At 58.7% G+C, this 15,342-nt stretch carries 14 protein-coding genes; 5 read left to right on the top strand and 9 right to left on the bottom strand.

Going from position 1 to position 15,342, the window contains the following annotated elements; genetic code table 11:
* Window positions 1-27 precede the first annotated feature (27 nt).
* The 3 genes from N2M06_RS15225 to N2M06_RS15215 form a co-directional block, all read right to left on the bottom strand.
* Entirely contained in the window at window positions 28-1,026 is a 999-nt protein-coding gene (locus N2M06_RS15225) for a GTP-binding protein (RefSeq protein WP_317074944.1), read from the bottom strand.
* Between the two features lie 85 nt (window positions 1,027-1,111).
* Entirely contained in the window at window positions 1,112-2,086 is a 975-nt protein-coding gene (locus N2M06_RS15220) for an MDR family oxidoreductase (RefSeq protein WP_346351189.1), read from the bottom strand.
* A gap of 101 nt (window positions 2,087-2,187) precedes the next feature.
* Entirely contained in the window at window positions 2,188-3,054 is an 867-nt protein-coding gene (locus N2M06_RS15215; protein ID WP_346351188.1) for a carboxylate/amino acid/amine transporter, read from the bottom strand.
* 421 nt (window positions 3,055-3,475) lie between these two features.
* Here N2M06_RS15215 and N2M06_RS15210 point away from each other — a divergent pair, with 421 nt between their 5' ends.
* Complete coding sequence (locus N2M06_RS15210; RefSeq protein WP_346351187.1) at window positions 3,476-4,384, top strand: LysR family transcriptional regulator; 909 nt, start codon at window positions 3,476-3,478, stop codon at window positions 4,382-4,384.
* A 13-nt stretch (window positions 4,385-4,397) separates the two neighbouring features.
* On the opposite strand, the gene N2M06_RS15205 is transcribed toward N2M06_RS15210, so the two are convergent.
* The 3 genes from N2M06_RS15205 to N2M06_RS15195 form a co-directional block, all read right to left on the bottom strand.
* Complete coding sequence (locus N2M06_RS15205) at window positions 4,398-4,838, bottom strand: universal stress protein (protein WP_346351186.1); 441 nt, start codon at window positions 4,836-4,838, stop codon at window positions 4,398-4,400.
* 130 nt (window positions 4,839-4,968) lie between these two features.
* Window positions 4,969-5,760, bottom strand: coding sequence for an ion transporter (locus N2M06_RS15200; RefSeq protein ID WP_346351185.1), 792 nt, complete (start codon window positions 5,758-5,760; stop codon window positions 4,969-4,971).
* A 20-nt stretch (window positions 5,761-5,780) separates the two neighbouring features.
* Window positions 5,781-6,953 carry a methyltransferase gene (locus tag N2M06_RS15195; protein WP_346351184.1) on the bottom strand — a complete coding sequence of 391 codons (1,173 nt, stop codon included), beginning with the start codon at window positions 6,951-6,953 and terminating at the stop codon, window positions 5,781-5,783.
* 92 nt (window positions 6,954-7,045) lie between these two features.
* On the opposite strand from N2M06_RS15195, the gene N2M06_RS15190 reads away from it, so the two are divergent.
* On the top strand, window positions 7,046-8,218 hold the full coding sequence (locus N2M06_RS15190) for an NAD(P)/FAD-dependent oxidoreductase (RefSeq protein WP_346351183.1): 1,173 nt from the start codon (window positions 7,046-7,048) through the stop codon (window positions 8,216-8,218).
* Between the two features lie 58 nt (window positions 8,219-8,276).
* On the opposite strand, the gene N2M06_RS15185 is transcribed toward N2M06_RS15190, so the two are convergent.
* Complete coding sequence (locus tag N2M06_RS15185) at window positions 8,277-9,155, bottom strand: aldo/keto reductase (RefSeq protein ID WP_346351182.1); 879 nt, start codon at window positions 9,153-9,155, stop codon at window positions 8,277-8,279.
* Window positions 9,156-9,322: 167 nt separating this feature from the next.
* On the opposite strand from N2M06_RS15185, the gene N2M06_RS15180 reads away from it, so the two are divergent.
* The 3 genes from N2M06_RS15180 (at window position 9,323) to N2M06_RS15170 (ending at window position 13,315) form a co-directional block, all read left to right on the top strand.
* Window positions 9,323-9,640 carry a hypothetical protein gene (locus N2M06_RS15180; protein ID WP_019934527.1) on the top strand — a complete coding sequence of 106 codons (318 nt, stop codon included), beginning with the start codon at window positions 9,323-9,325 and terminating at the stop codon, window positions 9,638-9,640.
* Between the two features lie 97 nt (window positions 9,641-9,737).
* Window positions 9,738-10,754, top strand: a complete 1,017-nt coding sequence (gene dctP / locus N2M06_RS15175; protein WP_346351181.1) for a TRAP transporter substrate-binding protein DctP — start codon at window positions 9,738-9,740, stop codon at window positions 10,752-10,754.
* Entirely contained in the window at window positions 10,754-13,315 is a 2,562-nt protein-coding gene (locus N2M06_RS15170; protein ID WP_346351180.1) for a PAS domain S-box protein, read from the top strand. Before dctP ends, N2M06_RS15170 begins: the two co-directional genes overlap by 1 nt.
* On the opposite strand, the gene murQ is transcribed toward N2M06_RS15170, so the two are convergent.
* On the bottom strand, window positions 13,316-14,224 hold the full coding sequence (gene murQ, locus N2M06_RS15165; RefSeq protein ID WP_346351179.1) for an N-acetylmuramic acid 6-phosphate etherase: 909 nt from the start codon (window positions 14,222-14,224) through the stop codon (window positions 13,316-13,318).
* Window positions 14,225-14,234: 10 nt separating this feature from the next.
* Entirely contained in the window at window positions 14,235-15,335 is a 1,101-nt protein-coding gene (locus N2M06_RS15160) for an anhydro-N-acetylmuramic acid kinase (protein WP_346351178.1), read from the bottom strand.
* Between the last annotated feature and the right edge of the window lie 7 nt (window positions 15,336-15,342).

The raw sequence follows: 15,342 nt of genomic DNA, 5'->3' as shown, positions 1-15,342 counted from the left end.
GCAGAATAAGTCACCGGAGTGACAGTTTTATGAAGCTGGCAGATAGACCACGGCTTTCATCAGCTGCTGGTGTAAATCGTGCATGGCCAGCGGCGAGGCGTCTATCAGCTCAAGCCGGCTTTCCTTTTGCGGAGCCAGCCGGTACATGCTGAGCTGATCGGTCTGGTTAAAGGCCCACCAGCCATCCCGGGTATGCAGCACGGCCTTGAGCCGGGCCACCGGCAGAGCTTCACAGAAGGCTTTGGCTGCGTCCGGATCAAACAGCACATCCGTATGGAAACGCCAGCCCACGGTAAAGTGATCATCTCCCTGGCTGGCGTAACGCCGCCAGGGCTGGCCCCGGGTGAGTTTGGGCTCTGGGGCCGCCACCAGCGGCCGTTGTGCTTTACCGGCATGAGCCTGCGGATGAGCCGCCCGGCGCTCAGTGGCATGAGGCTGCGCCAGCCAGTGCAGATCGATTTGCCCCTGCACTGTTTCCACCAGTGCCTGTGCGGGCCCGGGGCTCTGCTCAATATCCCGGCGCAGCTGTTCCAGCCCGGCCTTGCTGCACAGGTCGGTTTTATTGGCCACCACCACATCGGCCAGAGCCAGTTGATCCTGATAGGTTTCATGGTCGCGGTAACGGGGATCCTGCCACTGACGCGGGTCTATCAGACAAAAGGCCGCCTGCAGGCTGAGCACGTTGCGGTAATGCTCGTTGGTCAGTATGTCCATTACCCGGCTGGGATGGCCCAGGCCGGTGGGCTCAATAAACAGCCGGTCTGGCCTGGCCTTGTGCAGCAGGGCGTTCAGCCCAATCTGAAACGGCAGCCCGGCCACACAGCACAGGCAGCCACCGGGAATTTCCTTAATCATGGCACCCTGCTCCGTCAGCAGAGCACCGTCTATGCCTACCTCACCAAACTCATTCACCAGCACCGCCCAGCGCTCCTGCTTGGGTTTGTTGGCCAGCAGGTGGCGCAGCAGGGTGGTTTTACCGGTGCCGAGAAAGCCCATAATCAGGTGAGTAGGAACAGAAACGGTCATTGCATCATCCATATAGCCTATTTTGTTATATTGTAACAAAAAAGAGCCCAAAGGGCTCTTTAGTATGGCGATGGAAAAACAGGCCTCAGGGCTGGATCACCACCCGGCCGGTGAGCTTGCCCGCCATCATGTCGTGGGCAGCATCGATGGCCTGCTCCAGGGTCAGCTCCGTGACGTCATTCTCGTAATTGACCGGCAGGCTTTCATGCACCCGCTGCCAGGCGGCGATGCGTTTTTCTTTGGGAATATGTACCGAGTTGATGCCAAGCAGCTGTACCCCCCGCAGAATAAAGGGCATGACGGTGGTGTTGAGGGCCACGCCACCGGTCAGGCCGCAGGCGGCCACGGCACCGTACATTTTGGTCTGGCTGAGAATGCGCGCCAGGGTGCGTCCACCCACGGCGTCGATGGCGCCGGCCCAGTGCTGAGACTCCAGCGCCGCCGGCTCCTGATCGAGCTGAATGCGGTCAATAATCTCGTGGGCACCCAGGCTTTTCAGCCAGTCGCTGTGCTCGGGGCGGCCGGTAGAGGCATGCACTTCATAGCCGGCCTTGGCCAGCAGTCGCACCGCAACAGAGCCCACACCGCCGGTGGCACCGGTGACCAGAACAGGACCCTGGTCCGGTTTTACGCCGGCCTGCTCCAGTGCCATCACCGCCAGCATGGCGGTAAAACCGGCGGTGCCGATGGCCATGGCGCGTTTGGCGGTCATTTCTGCCGGCAAGTGAATCAGCCAGTCAGCGTTAACGCTGGCTTTTTCTGCCAGGCCACCCCAGGTTTGTTCGCCCACGCCCCAGCCGGTGAGCAACACTTCCTCACCAATGCGATAGGCCGGGTTGTCGGATGCCAGCACGGTGCCGGCAAAGTCGATGCCGGGCACCATGGGCCAGTTGCGTACGATTTTGCCCTTGCCGGTAATGGCCAGCGCATCTTTATAGTTAAGGGTGGAGTAGTCCACCTTTACCAGCACGTCGCCGGTGGTCAGTTGCTGCTCATTCAGGCGTTGCAGGCTGGCGTGAGTCTGCTTGCCGGATTCTTCCAGTAAAATGCCCTTGAACATGATGCTCTCCTCGCACGTTTTTATGGCTTTGAGTGTAAAGAGACTTTTCATAAAAGCCATGGCCCGGCCGACGCCGGATGCCGGTTTTGTGACCGAAGGCGTTACCTGTCAGAAGCGGGTCTGGAAACCTTGATCAAGGCCTCATTCAACCACAGAGAGGCAAGAATGAGGGCTCCGCCCAAGGCCAGCCGGAGCAGATCGGCATCCCGGTTCCAGATAAGCAGATTGACCAGCAGACCCGCAGGTACCAGCGCATTATTCATGATGGCCAGGGCACCGGCATTGACCAGAGTGGCCCCCTTGTTCCACAGAAAATAGCCCAGCCCGGAGGCACCCAGCCCCAGCCACAGCAAAATGCTCCACTGCAGGGAAGTGGCGGGATATTGATCTTGCCCCAGTCCCAGCCAGGCGGGAGTGACCACCAGCAGGGCTCCCAGATAAAAATAGCCAAAGCGGTGATGCTGAGGCGCATTGGTGGGATAACGCTCCTGCAGTACCTTATAACCCACCTGACCCAGGGCAAAGCAGAGGTTGGCACCCTGCACCACCACAAAGCCCAGCAGATAGTCGCCGGTCAGGCCGTTAAAGCGAATGATCAGCGCCCCCAGCACTGCCAGCACGGCGGTAAACAGATAGCCGGGACGAAAGCGCCGGTGCAGCAGATCATAAATCAGGGTCACATAGACAGGGGTAAGCACGGTGAAGATAAGCACTTCCGGCACTGTCAGCAGCAAAAATGACTGATAATAAAACAGATACATAATACCCAGTTGCAGGGCTCCGCACAGCATCAGCCCGGCGGCGAGCCGGGCCGGCTGCCGCCAGCGTAAAAAAGGGGCGAACAATAATGCTGCCAGCACAATGCGGCTGAATACCGAGAAGTAACTGTCTACACTGCCGGCCAGATAAACGCCGATTAAACTGAAGGAAAAGGCCCACAGCAGGGTAACAAAAACCAGATAAGACATGGGTGAAGTGTGTTCATTGGTAAAGATGGCCGACATGATGGCGTAAACCCGGGCATAAAAAAAGCCGGCGTAATACGCCGGCCCGGGACCAATAGCAGGTTTGTCATAAAGGAGAGAATGACGTCCCCAAACAAAAGTGGTTCAACACCACACGCAGAACTTGCTGGGCTTACTCAGCCCGAAAAGGTTGTCAGCGTGGCAAACAGGATTGTCCGACCATAAACCGTTCGTTTTTCAGGTTACTTGCGTCACCCGAGACAGGCAGTACCCCCCATGATGCCACCATGCCCAAACACTGTTTGATCAAACCGTCTTAAAGACGCTCATCACCACGCCGACGATAAACTTGATGGGCGGCATTCTATGGCCGCTTCGCTTATGGTAAAAATGAATTGTTGTCATAAAGGTATGGTGAATATCGATGGATAATCTGTTTCAGCGGCTGGATCTGAACCTGCTGCGAGTGTTTGATGTGCTGATGCAAACGCGCAACGTCACCCGTACTGCCGAGCGGCTTAATTTGTCCCAGTCTACGGTCAGCCATGCCCTTGGCCGGCTGCGCCAGACCCTGAACGATCCCCTGTTTGTGATGACCCGCAAAGAAATGCGGCCCACTCACCGCGCTCAGGCGCTGGCTGCGCCGGTGCGTCAGGCACTGGCTCTGCTGGAGCAGGGAGTGCGGCAGTCGGCAGGGTTTGATCCGGCAAGCTCTGTCCGGACCTTTCGGCTGGCAGTGCCATCTTCCATTGAGCACGGCGTGGTGCCGCAGCTGGTGGAGTTGCTTTATGCGCGGGCACCGGGCTGCCGGCTGGCGGTCAGCGAGCTGGTGAACTCCGATTATGAAGACACGCTGGCGCGGGCCGATCTTGATCTGGTGGTAAGCTTTGCCGGTGCGGATCATCTGTCGGAGCGGCTGCTGACCGATATCTGGTTTCATAATCCCATGGTGTGTCTGTCGGTTAAAAACAGCGGCCTTGCTGACGCATTGTCACCGGCAGAACTGGTGAGCTGGAGCCATGTGTCTACCTCCAACTGGGGGCATAATCAGACCCTGGTAGAAAGCTGGCTGAGTGAAAAGGGGCTGGCACGGCATATTGGTGTTTGGGTGCCGAGCTTTGAAGCACTGCCCCGGCTGCTGGCCACCGGCCGCTATCTGGCCATGGTGCCGGAGCTGATAGGGCGGGATCTCTGTTATTACTATCCGTTGCAGGCACATAACTTAAGCGAACCCTTGCACAGCACCTATGTGCTGGCCCAGCATCCGCTCACCGAGTTTGATCCGGCGCTGGTGTGGTTCAGGGGGCTGTTAAAGGAAGCGGGCGGCCAGTAGCCGCCCGGCAAGATTAATTTTTGGGCAGGGGGACCACCAGCAGATCACAGGGCACTGTGTTCATCAGCTGGCGGGCAGAGGAGGTGAGCAGACTCCAGAAGCTTTGCTCATGGCCACAGATCAGCAAGTCCACGCCGTGCTGCTCTACGGCTTCGTTTACTTTCAGTGTGAGGTCACCGCATATCACCAACTTTTTCTCGATGGGATAATCAATGGCACCCAGGTACTCTTCCAGCCGCTGCTTGGCATCGGCCACCACCTGATCCTGAATGTTATCGATGTCGATATCGATCATCTCGGTGTAGAGATCCTTGAGGTCTACGTCTACATGAATGACCGACAGCTTGGCGTTATTGGCGCGGGCGCGGTCAACTGCCTTGGCAATCACCTTGCGGTTGCTTTCGGTCATATCAACCGCAGCAAGAATGTGTTTGTACTGATACGGCTCAGTCATGACAAATCTCCTTTTTTATCAACTCTATCAATCCGTTAGTTAACAAACCGTGAGCTGCACGAAAGTTTTGCAACCCAGCCAGCATAGGTTATTCAAGCCCGTCTGTACAAGTACCATAAAGTCTAGGGTATCAGGGCTTTGAGCGGCTTTCTGCCAGCAGGGTTTTAAGCTGATGAATTTCTTCCCGCAGTGACGTCACTTCCGTATGCAGGTCTCCCAGCTGGCGGCTGAGCTGCTCACCTTTCTGCCGGTTTGTGTCTGTGGCTTTCTGCTGCTCATCAGCTCTGGGAGACAGCACAGCGGAAGCAACCAGGCCGGAAATGCCCGCGAACAGAGACACGCCGGCAAAAATCACCACAGAGGAAATAATGCGACCGGCGGTGGTCACCGGATAGTGATCTCCGTAGCCCACGGTAGAAATGGTGACCAGTGCCCACCAGATGGCATCTTCGGCGGTTTCAATATTGGAGTCGGGGTGGCCTGCCTCTGTCATCAGAATGGCAATGGCGCTGCCGCTGATCACGACCACCAGCACCAGCAGCATGGAAGCCATCATGGTACTGCCGCTGTTTTTCAGCAGATGACGAATGACCTGGTTGGCCACCCGCAGCATACGCAGCACTCGCAGCACCTGAAAAATACGGCCGTAGCGCAATACATCAATGGCCGGAATGGAAGAGATAAAATCGATCCAGTGTACTTTTAAAAAGCGTTTTTTATTGGGTGCCTGAAACAGGCCGTAGAAGAAATGACTGAGCAAAATCATACAGATGCTGGTATCGAGATAAAGCAGCAGCTGCTTTTCATCGGCGGTGAAAGGGCCAAACTGATGCAGAATAATGGCCACCAGCGAGACAATGGACAGCACCATCATCAGCAGTTCAAAGGCGCTGGGCGGAATAAAACGTACCGGGGATGGCATAAAGCGTCTCCTGTCCTTGGTCACTCACGCCAGGCCTGAATAAGATAGCGACGTGGTGTGTTATGAATATCAGTAAAGGTACCGAGCCTTACCCGGTAACCCTGTTCAGTGAGGAACAGCACTCTGTCCAGCAGCAGCCAGAGTTCCAGCGGATAACGATAGCAATGACGCACCAGCTCAATCTGCTTCACCAGCAGCCGGCGGTCATCAGCAGCAGCAAGCCAATGCTCACTGTGCAGGCTGGCGGGTACTGCCAGCCCCTTCTTGTCGCAGGCCCAGCTCACAAAGTCCGCAAAATCGCCGCTCAGCAATTGTTTGGGAAAGGCCGGCAGCGGCAGATAATCCCGGCCGCCGGTCAGCTCCCGTTGCAGCTCATCAAAGGCCAGCCGCCAGGTCAGCTCAAGATGACGCAGCCGGCGCACCCGCTCACCGCCGGTAACCTGCTGCTGCAGCGGCAGGCGCAGGTCGTGCCGGCTTAACCCCAGATCATGCCGGCGACCGGCGTTCGACAGGGGCACATAACGGTTGCCCTCAATTAAATGATAACAACAGGGTGAAAGCGCCAGAGCGCGCGTGCCGGCCCGGGCTGCATGACGTAAAAAGCGTAAGTGCAGCTCGCCACAGGCGTGCAGGGCCACTGCCTGCTGTTTCGGCTTAAACAGGGCTGCCGCCTCGGGGGCCAGGGCATCGCCACAGTGAAAGTGGTGCTGCAGTGTCAGCTTGTTGGCCAGTGTTTCACCCTGGCGGCACAAGTTCTGATCCCACTCCAGGCTGGTGACCGGCTGCTGCTGCTCTATCGCCAGCAAGCGGCCCAGATGCCCCTTACCGGCGCACCACTCAAGAATGGCGTGTTCTGCTGTGATATTGGCGGCAAAATCTTTTATCTGCGCCCATTTGCGGCCAGGAATGCCATTGCTCCAGCGGGGTGTGGCATAGTCGGCAGCGCGGGCCAGCTCGGGAGCGGTAAAGGCATGCAATGCGGACAGTTCAGGCCGCCATGGTGCCAGCAGCTCAAGCGCTTGCTGCGGATTGCTTTCCAGTTGATCCAGCTGGTCTTCATCAAGGCGCTCAAGCACAGCGGCCAGCTCCGGCCAGGGCAGGGTGCGGCAGCCAAAAGGCATCAGCTGCCAGTCGCCGCTGTGGCGGGCAAGCTGTGTGCTCAGCTGATTAAAAAGGGGGGCGACGTCGCTCATCCGGCAATTATACCCACAGCGCTGCGGGCCGGCATAGCCGTGCGGCAGCACGGCAGGTAAAATGCGGCTTTTGCCAACAATGAGGAAACGCCATGCAGGCCTGGGATGTAATTGTGATCGGTGCTGGTGCCGCCGGCCTGATGTGTGCTGCCGAGGCCGGCAAGCGGGGCCGCCGGGTGCTGGTGCTGGACCATGGCAAGCGCATCGGCCGCAAAATTCTGATGTCGGGCGGTGGCCGCTGCAACTTCACCAACTATTACACTGAGCCGACGGCCTACCTGTGTGACAATCCTCATTTTGTTAAATCGGCCCTGGCCCGCTATACCCAATGGGATTTTATTGCCCTGGTGGAAAAGCACGGTATTGCCTATCACGAAAAAACCTTAGGGCAGCTGTTTTGTGATGACTCGGCGCAGAACATAGTCGACATGCTGGTAGCCGAATGCGATGCCGCCGGTGTGACCATACGGCTGCGTGCCGAGGTGCTGAATGTAGAGCCAATGGGGGAAGGCTTTGCGGTGACCACTGCCGGTGAACCTTACCGCTGCCAGTCTCTGGTGGTGGCCACCGGGGGGCTGTCCATGCCCAAGATAGGAGCCTCTCCGTTTGGCTACCGGCTGGCGGAGCAGTTTGGCCTTAAGGTGCTGCCCACCCGCGCCGGCCTGGTGCCTTTTACTCTGCAGCCGGAAGACAAACAAACGCTTGAGGGCCTGTCCGGCGTCAGTTTACCTGTGGTGGCAAAAAGTGAGTGCGGTGCCCGCTTTGCCGAAAACCTGCTGTTTACTCACAGAGGCGTGTCCGGTCCGGCGGTGTTACAGATTTCTTCTTACTGGCAGCCCGGCCAGCGGGTGTGTTTTGAGCTGCTGGCCGAAGGCAGCCTGACCGGAGCGGTGGCCGAGAGTCCCAATCAGGAGCTGAAAACCTGGCTGGCCCGTTATCTGCCCAAACGACTGGTGGATGCTCTGCTGGCACGGGGCGAGCTGGTCAGTAAACCGCTCAAGCAATATACCCACAAAGAGCTTGCTGCCATTGAACAGCATCTGGCTGCCTGGCCGTTACAGCCCGGCGGCACCGAGGGCTATCGTACCGCCGAAGTGACCCTGGGCGGGGTAGATACCAACGAGCTGTCATCCAAAACCATGGAAGCCAAGAAAGTCCCCAACCTTTACTTTATCGGTGAGGTAATGGACGTGACCGGCTGGCTAGGGGGCTATAACTTTCAGTGGGCGTGGAGCTCCGGTTGGGTCTGCGGGCAGGTGGTGTAACTGTGCACTGACAATAAAGTTTGTACATTCAGCCGGCGGTGACGCCGGCTGTTGTTGGTTACACAATATCCAGCGGGGTTTTACGGTTGGGGGCCGGAAAGGCGTTATTCAGCCGGGACAGTATCTCATCGCTCAGGGTCAGTGTCAGAGCATCGGCGTTTTGCTGTACATGCGCTGGTTGCACCGCCTTGGGAATGGCAATGACATCCCGCTGGCCGTTTACCGGGCGAATGGCCCAGGCCAGCAGCAGCTGCGGCACCGTAACGCCCAGATCGCCGGCGATGATGTTCAGTTCGGCGTTGCCGAATAATTCCCGGCGCAGCCGGCCGCCCTGGGCCAGCGGGCAATAAGCCATGGTGGGTATGCTGTGCTCCCGCTGCCAGGGCAGCAAAGCATGCTCAATACCACGTGAGCCCAGATGATAAAGCACCTGGTTTACCGCGCACTGGTCGCCGCCTTCTGTCCAGGCCAGCTCCTGCATTTCGCCCAGGTCACAGTTGGATACGCCAAAGCGTTTGATCTTGCCGTCTGCCTGCAGCTTTTCAAAGGCCTCCAGGGTTTCTTCCAGCGGAATGCTGCCGGGCCAGTGCAGCAGATAAAGGTCGAGATAATCGGTGCCCAGACGCTTCAGGCTGGCTTCGCAGGCGGCAATGGCGCTGCGGCGACCGGCGTTCCACGGATATACCTTTGACACCAGAAAGGCATCATCCCGGCGGCCTTCAAGGGCCTTTCCTACCACTTTTTCGGCTTCGCCGTCACCGTACATCTCGGCGGTATCAATGAGTGTCAGCCCAAGATCCAGCCCCTGCTGCAACGCCTTGACTTCTGCGGCGCGGGGATTGAGGCCTTCGCCCATATACCAGGTGCCCTGACCAATGGCGGGCAGAGAAACGGCGGGCAGGCCATTAGTGGCTTTCAGTGTGACGCTGGTGTCCATACTTGCCTCTCAGTTATTATGGAAACGGTTTCCATAATATGGTGAAACAGCCGGGCTCGCATTGCAATCGCATTGCAATATCGGGGCAATGTTGTAAAGCTTGTCTTTGTTCACGTTTTACTCTTTACTCGGTCTGAGTCGAAGAGCATCACGCAAAGGAGCGGCACATGTCGTTAAATGCGCAAATTGACGAACGGGCCCTGGTGCGGCGTCATCTCAAGCTGGATCATCTCAATCAGCTGCAAATCGAGAAAATGGCCGATGCCTTTTCCGTTGAACCCGGTGTGGCCAAGGTGGTAGTGCGCAAGCAATGGCTGGATATTGATTATGATGCCGGCGTGCTCACTCTGGATCGGGTGATAGCTCTGCTGGAAGCCTATGGTGGTGAGCTGTCGGACGACTGGTGGACAGCGTTCAAGGCCCACTGGTACCGCAAACGGGAAGAAAAACTTCGTGCCCGTCTGGCCCGGGAAGAAGACAGCTGACAAGTCCGTCGTGGCGGTGCCAAACCCAATCTGTATCAAGGTTTTCTACGGGCCTCGGGAGTAACCTTGCCAGTCTATTCCCTGTTCAGGCGTGTTAATGGATTATCTCTCCTCGCTGTTTCAAAAGGCCGCCATGGCCGTGCTGTGGTTATGTGCTGCTGGTGTGGTTCAGGCCCAGGTGCCCGTGCTGCGCATTTCTGCAGAAAACACCGTCGACCATGTTCAGACAAAAGCTATAGCCCGTTTTGCCGCGCAACTGGAGCAGGCCAGCAACGGCCGTCTTAAGGTGCGTTTCTATCACGGTGCTAAGCTGTTCCGTGACCGGGACGTGATTGCCGCCCTCACTACCGGTAAGGTGGACATGGCGGTACCCGGCATGTGGCAGCTGGATCGCTATGTGCCTGATGCCGGCCTTTATATGCTGCCGCTGTTTTATGGCCGCCCGCCCGAGGTGCACTACCGGGTGCGGGACGGTGCCATAGGCCGGGAAATAAACCGCCGCATTGAAAACAACCTGAATGTGGTTGTGCCCGGGCGCTGGCTTGATCTGGGCTATGCCCACCTTTATTTTACCGAACAGCGGATCAGCGAACACAAACAGCTGACCGGGCTGCGTGTGCGCGTGCCCGGGGGTGCTGCCAACCGCAGCCGGCTGGATGCCTTCAGGGCCGATCCTGTGGTGATTCCCTGGCCCGATGTGCCCAATGCTTTGGCGCGGGGCAGGGTTCAGGGTTTGCTGTCTACTCACGAAACCGTGCGCAGCGCCGCCCTGTGGACCCGGGGTATTCGTTATGGTTTTGAAGACCATGAATATTTTGCCCAGTATGTACCCATGATAAGCCGGGATTTCTGGCAGTCCCTGCCGGCAGATTTACAACAGCAGGTGCGCCACAGCTGGGAGCAGATAGTGGATGATCAACGCACGGCCGCCGCGTCAGCCCAGCAGCAGGCCCGGCAGGCATTGCTGCAAAACGGCATTGAAATTGTCACTCCCGATGCTGATACCCTGGCGGAATGGCGACGTATTGCCCGCCGGCTGGAGCCGGCCATTATCAAGGAGATGAATATCGATACTGAACTGGTGCAGCAGGCACAGCAGGCGGTGACAGACTAATGCTGCACCGCCCCTTTCACTTTTCCGTTTCCAGCGGGCCGCGGAGCACCCGGCTCGGTCGTACCATTATGCTGAGTGTGGTGCTCTTGCTGGCGCTGATGGCCGCTATTCTTGGTCAGGGGCTGTATCTGGATCATCGTAATATACTGCGCAGCGCAGGGGAGCGGTTACAAACTCAGCTGCGCGCTTTTGGCAGTGCCACCGACATTGCATTGCTGTCGGCAGAGCATGCTCTGAGCCGAAGCAGCCATGAGCTGGAGCAACATTCTGGCCAGCCATTATCCGGCCTGGAACTGCGCCGGCTGCTGTTGCACAACCTGGCCCGGGCTCCGGCACTGAGCCGGCTGGCATTGTTCGATGATAAGGGCAATCTGGTGGCAACCGCCGGAGAGGATGCGGGCACGGCTGATATGCCGCCCTGGGTTGCTGCCGGACTGCAGGCAGGCAGCCGCTCTTTTTCCGGTATTGCTCAGGGGCAGCTGGGGGTGGCGCTGCGGGTGTCGGCCCCGGGTGCCGGCGGCGTGCTGCTTGCTCTGTTGGATCAGGAGCGGATTACTGCCGAGCTGGAAAGCGGAGACGGCTTTGAGGGGCAGCACCTTATGCTGCTTGATATGCAGAACCGGTCTGTGCTGCTGGCGGGGGCCGGACCGCATCAGCAAACATTGCTGCGCCAGTTGCAGGAGCAGCAGGCACCGGGAGAGTTTTCCGGCTTTGGCACTCAGCTGGTGCAGGGGCAGGACTATTTATTTGCCATTCGCCAGCTCAGTCAGCAGCCGGTGCGGGCCTTCAGCGCCATTGAACGCAGCCGGGTGCTGCACGGCTGGTATCTCAGGGTGGCGATTAGTGCGGGCGTTTTGCTGCTGGTTCTGGTGCTAACGGCGTTATTTTTGCGCCAGTGGCGTAACAGCAGCCGGCGTGAACGGCAGATAATGAATGATCTTGCGCACCTGCATCAGGCCATTGAGCAAATGCCATCTCCCATTGTGATCACTGACCTCAACAGATGCATTGTGTATGTAAATCAGGCTTTTCTGGCACATACCGGTTACTCCAGTGACGAAGTGCTAGGTATGAAGCCCAATATGCTGTCATCGGGGCGTACACCGCCGGCCACTTACCGGGCGCTATGGCGGGAGCTGAAGCGGGAGCAACCCTGGCAGGGAGAGTTTATCAACCGTATGCGCGACGGCAGCGAGCGTATTGAAAGCGTGATGATAACGCCGGTGCGGGATCTGGACGGGCGCATTGCCAGCTATTTTGCCATCAGCCAGGATGTGACCGGGCAGCATGAAGCCGCAGCCCGTCTGGTGCGCTACAAGGAAATAGTGAATGCTGCCGACGAACTGATGGCATTGGTGAGCCCTGATTATCATTATCTGCAGGTCAATAATCGCTATCTTGAATATCACCACAGAGAGCGCAACCAGATTGAAGGCCACAGCATGCAGGAGCTGTATGGCGAGACTGAGTTCAATCAGCAGATAAAACCCTTGTTTGATGGTGCCGTGGCAGGCCGCCCTTTTGTTATTGAGCAATGGCTGACCTTTGCCGGCAAGGGCCGGCGTTTTTGCCGGATAAGCGGTCATCCGGTTGCCGATACCCACCAGAATACCGAAAGTGTGGCCATTAATATTGCCGACTTTACCGAGCGCAAATTAATGGAAGAAGCGCTGCGTACCAGTGAGCGGCGCTTTCGGGTGCTGTCGGAATTTTCTCCCATGGGCATATTTGAGGCCGATGCCGAAGGCCATAATATTTATTCCAACCGTTATTACAGCGATGTGTTGGGGCAAACCACAGAGCAGCTGATGGGGGATGGCTGGACCCATGCGCTGCATCCGGATGATAAAGAAAAAATACTGAACAGCTGGCATGCCGCCGTGGCCGGACAAAAATCCGAGTGGCGCAGTGAAGGGCGTTTTCTGGACGCCGAGGGCAGACCCCGCTGGTTTCGCTTTGCGGCCCGGCGGGTGGAAGGCACCAGTTTTGAGGAGGTGCGCTACATCGGCATGGCGGTGGATATTACCGAGCAGGTACAGCACAGAGAAATTCTGGAGCAGAAAAACCGGGAGCTGGAGCGGCTGTCTACCACAGACGCGCTGACCGGGCTGATTAACCGGGGCCGCACCGAGCAGATGCTGGCTGAGGAAATTCACCGGTATCACCGTTATGGCACCAGTTTTGGTCTGATTATGCTGGACGTGGATCACTTCAAGCAGGTAAACGATACCTGCGGCCATGAAGTGGGCGATCAGGTGCTGTGCCGGCTGGCGAAGCTGATGCAGGAGCATACCCGGCTAAGTGACTGCCCGGGCCGCTGGGGCGGTGAAGAGTTTCTGATCCTCTGCCCCAACACCGATCTCAAGGGGGTGCAGCAACTGGCAGAAGCCCTGCGGGAGCGCATTGCGAACGAAGACTTTCCGGTTATTGGTCAGCGCACCTGCAGCTTTGGGGTGACCGTGATTGGTCCGGGCGACAATGCCAAAGCGCTGCTGGTACGGGCCGATGAGGCGTTATATAGGGCCAAGAGTGGTGGCCGTAACCGGGTGGAAGTGTCCTGATCACAGCGCACGGCGCAGCACGCCATTATACTGCAGCAGCCGCTGGCGGGCCTCATCGGCACTCAGGCCGGTGAGCAACATTAAAATGGCGGGTTTTACCTCGTTGCCGGCATTTGCCAGGGCTTGTGCTGCTGTGCTTTCATTCTCGCCGGTGGCCTGCATTACAATACGAATGGCGCGGGCCTCCAGTTTTTTATTGCTGGCGTGCACATCCACCATCAGGTTCTGATAGACCTTGCCCAGCCGCACCATGGCGGCGGTGCTGAGCATGTTCAGCACCAGTTTCTGAGCGGTGCCGGCCTTCAGCCGGGTGGAGCCGGTGATCACTTCCGGGCCCACCTGCGGCTCTATGGCAATGGCGGCTTCGCGGCCAATGGCTGAGCCGGCGTTGCAGGCCAGTGCCACAGTGCCGGCACCCAGGCTGCTGGCATAGCGCAGGCCGCCCATCACATACGGCGTGCGGCCTGAGGCGGCAATGCCCACCACCACATCTTTTTTGGTCAGGCCAAGGTCGCGCAGATCCTGCTCGCCCTGCTGCTCGCTGTCTTCGGCCCCTTCCTGAGCCCGGAACATGGCCGCCTCGCCGCCGGCAATCAGGCCGGTGATCATGCCATGAGGCACACTGAAGGTGGGCGGGCACTCGGCCGCATCCAGCACTCCCAGCCGGCCGCTGGTGCCGGCACCGGTATAAATTAACCGGCCACCGCGGCGCAGGGCGGTTTCAATCAGTTCAACGGCGTCGGCGATGGCCGGCAGCACGGCGGCAATGGCCGCGGGCACGGTCTGATCCTGCTGGTTCATCAGGGTCACGATTTCCAGCGCGCTTTTGGTGTCTATGTCCAGGGTGGCGGGGTTGCGGCCTTCAGAGGTCAGCCGGGCCAGATCCTGCAGCAGCGGGTTGTTGGGCATAAGTGTCTCGTCAGTCGGGAAAGTGAATGGCACCCAGCACGGCGGGGCGGCTGGCACCGGTGGCTGCGGGCAGGTTGCCCGGCAGGCTGTGCAGGGTCTGATAAGCCAGCCAGGCAAAGGCCATGGCTTCCATGGCGTCCATATTCACCCCGGCCTCTGTGGTGGTGGCAACCCGCCAGCGGGGCAGCAGGGCGGTCAGCCGCGCCATTAACAGCGGGTTATGGCCGCCGCCGCCGCACACCAGCAGCTCGCCCGCGGGCAGGGCGCTCAGCTGCTGCACCAGCGCGGTGGCAGTCAACTCTGCCAGGGTGGCCTGCACATCGGCCACGGCTTCCTCTCCGGTAAGATGCGTGTTCAGCCAGGCCTCGTTAAACAGCTCACGGCCGGTGCTTTTGGGGGCCGGCAGTGCCAGCCAGGGCTCGCTCAGCAGGCTGTTCAGCAGGGCGGGCAGCACCTTGCCCCGGCGGCCAAGGGCAGCGTCTTTGTCAAAGGGGGCACCGGTATGCCGGCGGCACCAGGCGTCCATCAGCATATTGCCCGGGCCCACGTCGTAACCCAGCACCGGACGGCCCGGCATCAGCACACTGATATTGGCAATGCCGCCGATATTTGCCACTACCCGCAGCCGCTGGGGGTGGCTCAGCACTTGCTGATGAAAGGCCGGTACCAGCGGCGCACCCTGACCGCCCAGGGCCATGTCTTTGCGGCGAAAATCGGTAATGGTGGTAATGCCGGTCAGGGCGGCAAGGCGATTGCCGTCGCCAAGCTGCAGGGAAAAGGGCAGTGCGGCATCGGGCTGGTGCCACACTGTCTGGCCATGGCAGCCAATGGCGCAGACATCGCCGGCAGTCATGCCGGTTTCATCCAGCAGCTGCAGAGTTACTTCTGCATAGGCCTGCCCCAGCGCCACATCCAGCTCGCCCCACTCGCGGGCGGTCACGGCATCGCCGCTGGCGAGGGCTAGCAGCCGCTCCCGCAATGCGGGCTCAATGGGTGCGCTGGTGCTGGCCTTCAGCGTGATTTCACGGCCATTGGTAGCCACCAGTACGGCGTCTATGCCGTCCAGACTGGTACCGGACATAATGCCGATATAATGTTCCATGTGCTGCATTGAAAGT

Source organism: Oceanimonas sp. AH20CE76 (assembly GCF_039654065.1).
In the GTDB taxonomy this organism is placed as follows: domain Bacteria; phylum Pseudomonadota; class Gammaproteobacteria; order Enterobacterales; family Aeromonadaceae; genus Oceanimonas; species Oceanimonas smirnovii.
The sequence above is the reverse complement of the archived record's forward strand: the minus strand, read 5'-3'. Positions and strand labels throughout refer to the sequence as shown.

Excerpts from the sequence above, each read along its gene's own strand:
- dctP (WP_346351181.1), top strand. The coding sequence starts at position 9,738 with ATGGATTATCTCTCCTCGCTGTTTCAAAAGGCCGCCATGGCCGTGCTG.
- N2M06_RS15215 (WP_346351188.1), bottom strand. The coding sequence starts at position 3,054 with ATGTCTTATCTGGTTTTTGTTACCCTGCTGTGGGCCTTTTCCTTCAGT.
- N2M06_RS15225 (WP_317074944.1), bottom strand. The coding sequence starts at position 1,026 with ATGACCGTTTCTGTTCCTACTCACCTGATTATGGGCTTTCTCGGCACC.
- N2M06_RS15185 (WP_346351182.1), bottom strand. The coding sequence starts at position 9,155 with ATGGACACCAGCGTCACACTGAAAGCCACTAATGGCCTGCCCGCCGTT.
- murQ (WP_346351179.1), bottom strand. The coding sequence starts at position 14,224 with ATGCCCAACAACCCGCTGCTGCAGGATCTGGCCCGGCTGACCTCTGAA.
- N2M06_RS15220 (WP_346351189.1), bottom strand. The coding sequence starts at position 2,086 with ATGTTCAAGGGCATTTTACTGGAAGAATCCGGCAAGCAGACTCACGCC.
- N2M06_RS15210 (WP_346351187.1), top strand. The coding sequence starts at position 3,476 with ATGGATAATCTGTTTCAGCGGCTGGATCTGAACCTGCTGCGAGTGTTT.
- N2M06_RS15170 (WP_346351180.1), top strand. The coding sequence starts at position 10,754 with ATGCTGCACCGCCCCTTTCACTTTTCCGTTTCCAGCGGGCCGCGGAGC.
- N2M06_RS15205 (WP_346351186.1), bottom strand. The coding sequence starts at position 4,838 with ATGACTGAGCCGTATCAGTACAAACACATTCTTGCTGCGGTTGATATG.
- N2M06_RS15195 (WP_346351184.1), bottom strand. The coding sequence starts at position 6,953 with ATGAGCGACGTCGCCCCCCTTTTTAATCAGCTGAGCACACAGCTTGCC.
- N2M06_RS15180 (WP_019934527.1), top strand. The coding sequence starts at position 9,323 with ATGTCGTTAAATGCGCAAATTGACGAACGGGCCCTGGTGCGGCGTCAT.
- N2M06_RS15190 (WP_346351183.1), top strand. The coding sequence starts at position 7,046 with ATGCAGGCCTGGGATGTAATTGTGATCGGTGCTGGTGCCGCCGGCCTG.
- N2M06_RS15160 (WP_346351178.1), bottom strand. The coding sequence starts at position 15,335 with ATGCAGCACATGGAACATTATATCGGCATTATGTCCGGTACCAGTCTG.
- N2M06_RS15200 (WP_346351185.1), bottom strand. The coding sequence starts at position 5,760 with ATGCCATCCCCGGTACGTTTTATTCCGCCCAGCGCCTTTGAACTGCTG.